This is a genomic window from Roseisolibacter sp. H3M3-2, from assembly GCF_029211165.1.
GTDB lineage: Bacteria > Gemmatimonadota > Gemmatimonadetes > Gemmatimonadales > Gemmatimonadaceae > Roseisolibacter.
The window spans coordinates 1-5228 of record NZ_JARGEK010000341.1; the positions used below are offsets into that span (position 1 = coordinate 1).

General features: G+C 77.1%; 4 protein-coding genes. 3 read left to right on the plus strand and 1 reads right to left on the minus strand.

Annotated elements, in window-relative coordinates; genetic code table 11:
- The 3 genes from PYV61_RS20535 to PYV61_RS20545 form a co-directional block, all read left to right on the plus strand.
- Positions 1 to 1196 (plus strand): glycosyltransferase (locus tag PYV61_RS20535; RefSeq protein WP_275835124.1); only part of this gene is annotated, 1196 nt, incomplete at its 5' end.
- A gap of 1 nt (position 1197) precedes the next feature.
- Positions 1198 to 3105: an asparagine synthase (glutamine-hydrolyzing) gene (gene asnB / locus PYV61_RS20540; protein WP_275835126.1), complete on the plus strand. Its 1908-nt coding sequence runs from the start codon at positions 1198 to 1200 to the stop codon at positions 3103 to 3105.
- Positions 3106 to 3119: 14 nt separating this feature from the next.
- On the plus strand, positions 3120 to 4388 hold the full coding sequence (locus PYV61_RS20545) for a glycosyltransferase (RefSeq protein ID WP_275835127.1): 1269 nt from the start codon (positions 3120 to 3122) through the stop codon (positions 4386 to 4388).
- 11 nt (positions 4389 to 4399) lie between these two features.
- Here the strand turns inward: PYV61_RS20545 and PYV61_RS20550 are convergent, their stop codons facing one another.
- Positions 4400 to 5062 (minus strand): DapH/DapD/GlmU-related protein, encoded by a 663-nt coding sequence (locus PYV61_RS20550; protein ID WP_275835129.1) that lies wholly within the window; start codon positions 5060 to 5062, stop codon positions 4400 to 4402.
- Positions 5063 to 5228 lie beyond the last annotated feature (166 nt).

Genomic DNA, 5228 nt, shown 5'->3' on the forward strand with positions numbered 1-5228 from the left:
CGCGCCAGCGTCGATTGACCGCCGGGACCGCGGTCCCGCGCGCGGCGGCCGAGCTGGCGGGGGCGCCCGCGCGGGCGCCCCGCGTCGTGGCGGCGCTCATGGACACCGGGCAGATCTCGGGGCCGGGGCGCCAGCTGGCCGCGCTGGCGGTCGCGCTGCGCGAGGCCGGCGTCGACCTGCGCGTGCTCCTGTCCCGCCGCGCCGGCCCCGCCGAGCCGCCCGCGTCGGCGGACCTGGCGGCGCGCGGCGTGACGTGCCGCGTGCTCGAGGAGGCGGGCTTCGTCGACCGCACGCTGCCGGCCCGCGTCGGCGCGGTGCTGCGCGAGTGGGCGCCGGACGTCGTGCAGACGCACAGCTACAAGTGCTCGGCGCTCGTCGCGCTGCTGCGCGCGCGCGGCGCGCGGTGGCCGTGGGCGGCGTTCTTCCACGGCTCGACGCGCGAGGACTTCAAGGTCCGCGTGTACCACGCGCTAGACCGCCTGCTCATGACGCGCGCCGACCGCGTGGTGGTGATGGCGCGCCCGCAGCTCGCGGAGCTGGGGCGCGCGGGCCGCGAGGCGCGCGTGATCCATAACGCCGTGGTGCCGCTCCCGCCGCCGGCGCCGGGCGTCGACCCGCGCGGCCCCGACGCGCCGGGCGCCGGGCTCCCGCGGCCGCTGCTGGCCGTCGTGGGGCGGCTCAGCCACGAGAAGGGCGTCGACGTGTTCCTCGAGACGTGCGCCCTGCTGCGTGCGCGCGGCGTCGCGTTCGGGGCGGTGGTCGCCGGCGACGGGCCGGACGCCGCGACGCTCGAGGCGCGCCGGCGCGCGCTGGGGCTCGACGACGTGCGCTTCCTGGGCGCCGTGACGGACGTCGGCGCGGTCTACCGGGCCGCCGACCTGCTGGTCCTCCCGTCGCGCAGCGAGGGGCTGCCCAACGTCGTGCTGGAGGCGCTGCAGTGCGGCACGCCGGTCGTGGCGACCCGCGTCGGTGCCGTCCCCGACGTGCTCCCCGACGACGACGCGGGCGTGGTCGTGCCGTCCGGCTCCCCCGAGGCGCTCGCCGACGGGATCGTGCGCGCGCTCGCGCACGCGGCGAGCGAGCCGGCCCGCCGCGCGCGCGCGGCGGTCGTGTCGCGCTTCTCGCTCGCCGCGCGCGTCGACGCGCACCTCGCGCTCTACGACGAACTCGCGGCGCGCGGCGCCGGGGGGACCTGACATGTGCGGCATCGCCGGCTCCATCGCCCTCGACCCGTCGGCGCGCGTCGACGAGGCGCGCGTGCGCGCGATGTCGCGGTGCATCGCGCACCGCGGCCCCGACGGTGAGGGGGTGTGGGTCGCGCCGTCGGGGCGGGCGTGCCTCGCGCACCGCCGGCTGTCGGTGATCGACCTCGCCACGGGGCAGCAGCCATTCGTCGACGCCGGGGGCGCGACCGGGCTGGTGTTCAACGGCGAGATCTACAACTACCGCGAGCTGCGGCGCGGACTCGAGGCCGGCGGCGAGCGGTTCCGCACGCAGTCCGACACCGAGGTGCTGGCCAAGCTCCTCGCGCGCGACGGCCTCGCGGCGGCGGACGTGCTGCGCGGCATGTTCTCCTTCGCCGCGTGGGACGACCGCACCGGGCGGCTGCTGGTGGGGCGCGACCGCGTCGGCAAGAAGCCGTTCCACTACGCGATCGAGGACGGCTGCCTCCACTTCGCCTCGTCGCTCGACGCGCTGCGCCGCACGGCGACGCGGAAGTGGACGCTCGACCCGCGCGCGGTCGACCTGTACCTGAGCCTGGGCTACATCCCCGCGCCGTACACCATCTGGCGCGAGGCGCGGAAGCTCCCCGCGGCGACGGTCGGGACGCTGCGCGACGGCGCGCTCGAGCTGCGCGAGTTCTGGGACCTCTCGCGCGCCCCCGCGCAGTTCGAGGGGTCGTTCGACGACGCGGTCGCGCGCGTGGACGAGGTGCTGGGCGAGGCGACCGAGCTGCGCCTGCGCAGCGACGTCCCGCTCGGCGTGTTCCTGAGCGGCGGGATCGACTCCAGCCTGATCGCGGCGCTCGCCGCGAAGCGGTCGGCCGACCGGCTGCGCACCTTCTCGATCGGCTTCGACGACGCGGGGGAGCACGACGAGAGCGCGCACGCGCGCCGCATCGCCGAGCACCTGGGGACGGAGCACCACGAGATCCGCGTGCGCCCCGACCTGCTCGGCATCCTCCCGCGCGCGATCGCGCACTTCGGCGAGCCGTTCGCCGACCCGTCGGCGCTGCCGCTGTGGGTGCTCGCCGAGCAGGCGCGCCCGCACGTGACGGTGGCGCTGGGCGGCGACGGCGGCGACGAGGGGTTCGGCGGCTACCGCTGGTACCGCACGGCGCGCACGCTGCGGCGCATCTCGCGCCGCGTGCCCGCGTCGGTCGCCTCGGCCGCCGCGCACGTGCTCGGCCACCCCGCCAACCGGCTGCTGGCGACGCCGACGCGGATCCGCCTCGGCCGCGCGGAGCGCGGGCTCCGCATGCTCTCGATCGGCGACCCGGGGCGCCGCTTCGCCGCGCTGCGCAACTTCGCGAGCCCGCGCGACGCCGACGACCTGTACGCGGGCGAACTCGCGGCGCTGCGCGGCGACCCGCTCGGCGCCGCGGCGCGCTCGCTCGTCGACGCGTACGACCGCGCGGGGGGCGACGCGCTGCGCCGCATGCGCTACGTCGACGTCGTGTCGTACCTCGCCGAGGACCTGAACCCGAAGGTCGACGTCGCGACGATGGCGCACGGCGTCGAGGCGCGCGCGCCGCTGCTCGACCAGGAGGTGCTGGAGCTCGCGTTCTCGCTCCCGGAGCACTACCTCGTCGGCCCGGACGCGGGGAAGCTCCCGCTGCGCGCGCTCCTCCGCCGCTACGTGCCGCCCGCGCTGTTCGAGCGGCCGAAGCAGGGATTCTCGGTGCCGATCGACGGCTGGTTCCGCGGGCCCCTGCGCGAGCGCGTCTCCGCGCTGCCGCGCAGCGAGCCGCTGCTCGCCACCGGCTGGCTCCGCGGCGCGGGGATCGCCCGCTGGCTCGACGAGCACCAGTCCGGTGCGCGCGACCACAGCCAGCGCCTGTTCAGCCTCCTCGTCCTCGAGGAATGGCTGGCGCAGCAGTCCTGACCCCGCCCGCCCGCATGCGCGTCCTGTGGCTCTCCCACTTCGTGCCGTACCCGCCCACCGGGCACGGCGCGCTGCAGCGCAGCTACCACCTGCTCGCGCAGACGGCGTCCCGCCACGAGACGCACCTGGTGGCGACTATGGGCGCGGGCGCCTTCGACGAGGCGGGGCTCGCGGCCGCGCACGAGGCGCTCGGGAGGCTCTGCGCCTCGGTCACGCTGGTCCCGCTCGCGCCGTCTGCGGGGCGCGAGCGGCTGCGCCGTCCGGCGCTCGCCGCGCGGTCGCTCGTCAGCGGGCAGTCGTACTGGGACCACCTGTTCTGGCACCGGGAGGCCGCGTCGGCGGTCGGGGCGCTGGTGCGGCGCGGCGCGGTCGACGTCGCGCACGTCGACATCGTCTTCCTGCGCCCGTACCTCCGGCTGCTCGGCCGCACGCCCGTGGTGCTCAATCACCACAACGTCGAGTCGCACCTGCTGCACCGACGCGCGCAGGCCGCCGGGCGGCTCGGGCGCTCGTACTTCGGCGCGCAGGCGCGGATGACGGAGCGCGCCGAGATCGAGGTGGCGCGTCGCGTCGCGCACAACGTCGTCGTGTCGGACCTCGACGGCGAGCGGCTGCGCGCGCTCACCGGGGCGACCGAGGTGACGACGGTGCGCAACGGCGTCGACCTCGACTTCTTCCGGTCGTCGTCGCGCCCCGCGCCCGGGCCGGCGCGGCTGGTGTGGGCGGGCGGGATGGACTGGTTCCCGAACGGCGACGCGATCCGCTGGCTGGCGACCGAGCTCTGGCCCGCGCTCGCGGCCGACGGCGCCGGGCGCCAGGTGGACGTCGTCGGGCGCAACCCGCCCGCGGAGATCGTGGAGCTGGCGGCGCGCGACCCGCGCGTGCGCGTCCACGGCTTCGTCGACGACGTCCGCCCGTACCTCGAGCGCGCGACCGCGTACCTCTGCCCGATCCGCGTCGGCGGCGGGACGCGGCTCAAGGTGCTCGACGCGCTCGCGATGCGCATCCCGCTCGTCGGGACCACGATCGGCGTCGAGGGGCTGGGGCTGCGCGACGGCGCCGAGTACCTGCGCGCCGACTCCGTGCCGGAGTTCGTGCGCGCGGTGCGGCGGCTGGAGGAGGAGCCGGCGCTCGGCGCCGCCCTCGTCGACGCGGGGCGCGCGCACGTCGAGGCGCAGTACGGGTGGGACCGCATCGGGTCCGAGCTCGCCGCCGTGCACGAGGCGGCGGCGCGCGCCGTCCCGACGGGCGCCGCGCGCGCCACGGCGGGCGCGCGGGGCTGACCCGCGCCCGCTCAGCGCGCGTCGGCGGGCGCGAGGGGAGTCGGGGACGCCGGCGCAGCAGTCGGCTCGCCGCGGGCCAGCTGCCGCCGGTCGCCGACGACGCGTCCGGGGTTCCCGACGACGATCGCGTACTCGGGGACCCGCTTGACGACCACCGCGCCCGCGCCGACGACGGCGTGCGCGCCCACGTCGGCGGCGACGATCGCGTGGTTGCCGATCCACACGTCCTCGCCGATCCGGACCTCGACGTTCAGGCGCGGCTGCATCGCGATCGGCACGTCGAGCCGCTCGATGCCGTGCTGCCGCGTCCCGGCGAGGATGGTGACGTTGGAGCCGAGGAGGCAGTCGCGCCCGATCACGCTGTGCGCGATGTTGCCGAACGGGCCGATGTAGACGCCGGCGCCGATCTCGATCTCCGGGGTGGCGAGCAGCGTCCCGAAGCCGACGAAGAAGTTCCCCTCGGTGCGGCGCAGCGTCGCGCGGAGCACCGCGCGGCGGCGGTACACGCCGACGCCGCCGGCCCACTTGGACGCGCGCTGGCAGAGCGACTGGAACGCGTCGTCGCGGCGCGACGGGAGGAGTGCCACCTCGGCGCGGTAGCGCAGGACGGTGGGCGCGACCGAGAGCGCCGCCAGCGCGTCGGCGAGCCGCTTGAGCAGCGCGCGCGCCCTCACGTCCGCGCCCGCGCCGCGGCGGCGCGGTACTCCGCCTCGTAGGCCGACACCATGGCGCCGGCGCCGGCGACGGCCGCCAGCTGCGGGCGCGCCCGCCCACCGAGATCGTCGGCGAAGTCGGATCGTAGCCATGTCGTTCTGTGAGCCAAGGAGTTGAGACCACGAT

What these genes read in the sequence shown, in the direction of transcription:
- asnB (WP_275835126.1), top strand. Translation starts at nt 1,198, where the DNA reads ATGTGCGGCATCGCCGGCTCCATCGCCCTCGACCCGTCGGCGCGCGTC.
- PYV61_RS20545 (WP_275835127.1), top strand. Translation starts at nt 3,120, where the DNA reads ATGCGCGTCCTGTGGCTCTCCCACTTCGTGCCGTACCCGCCCACCGGG.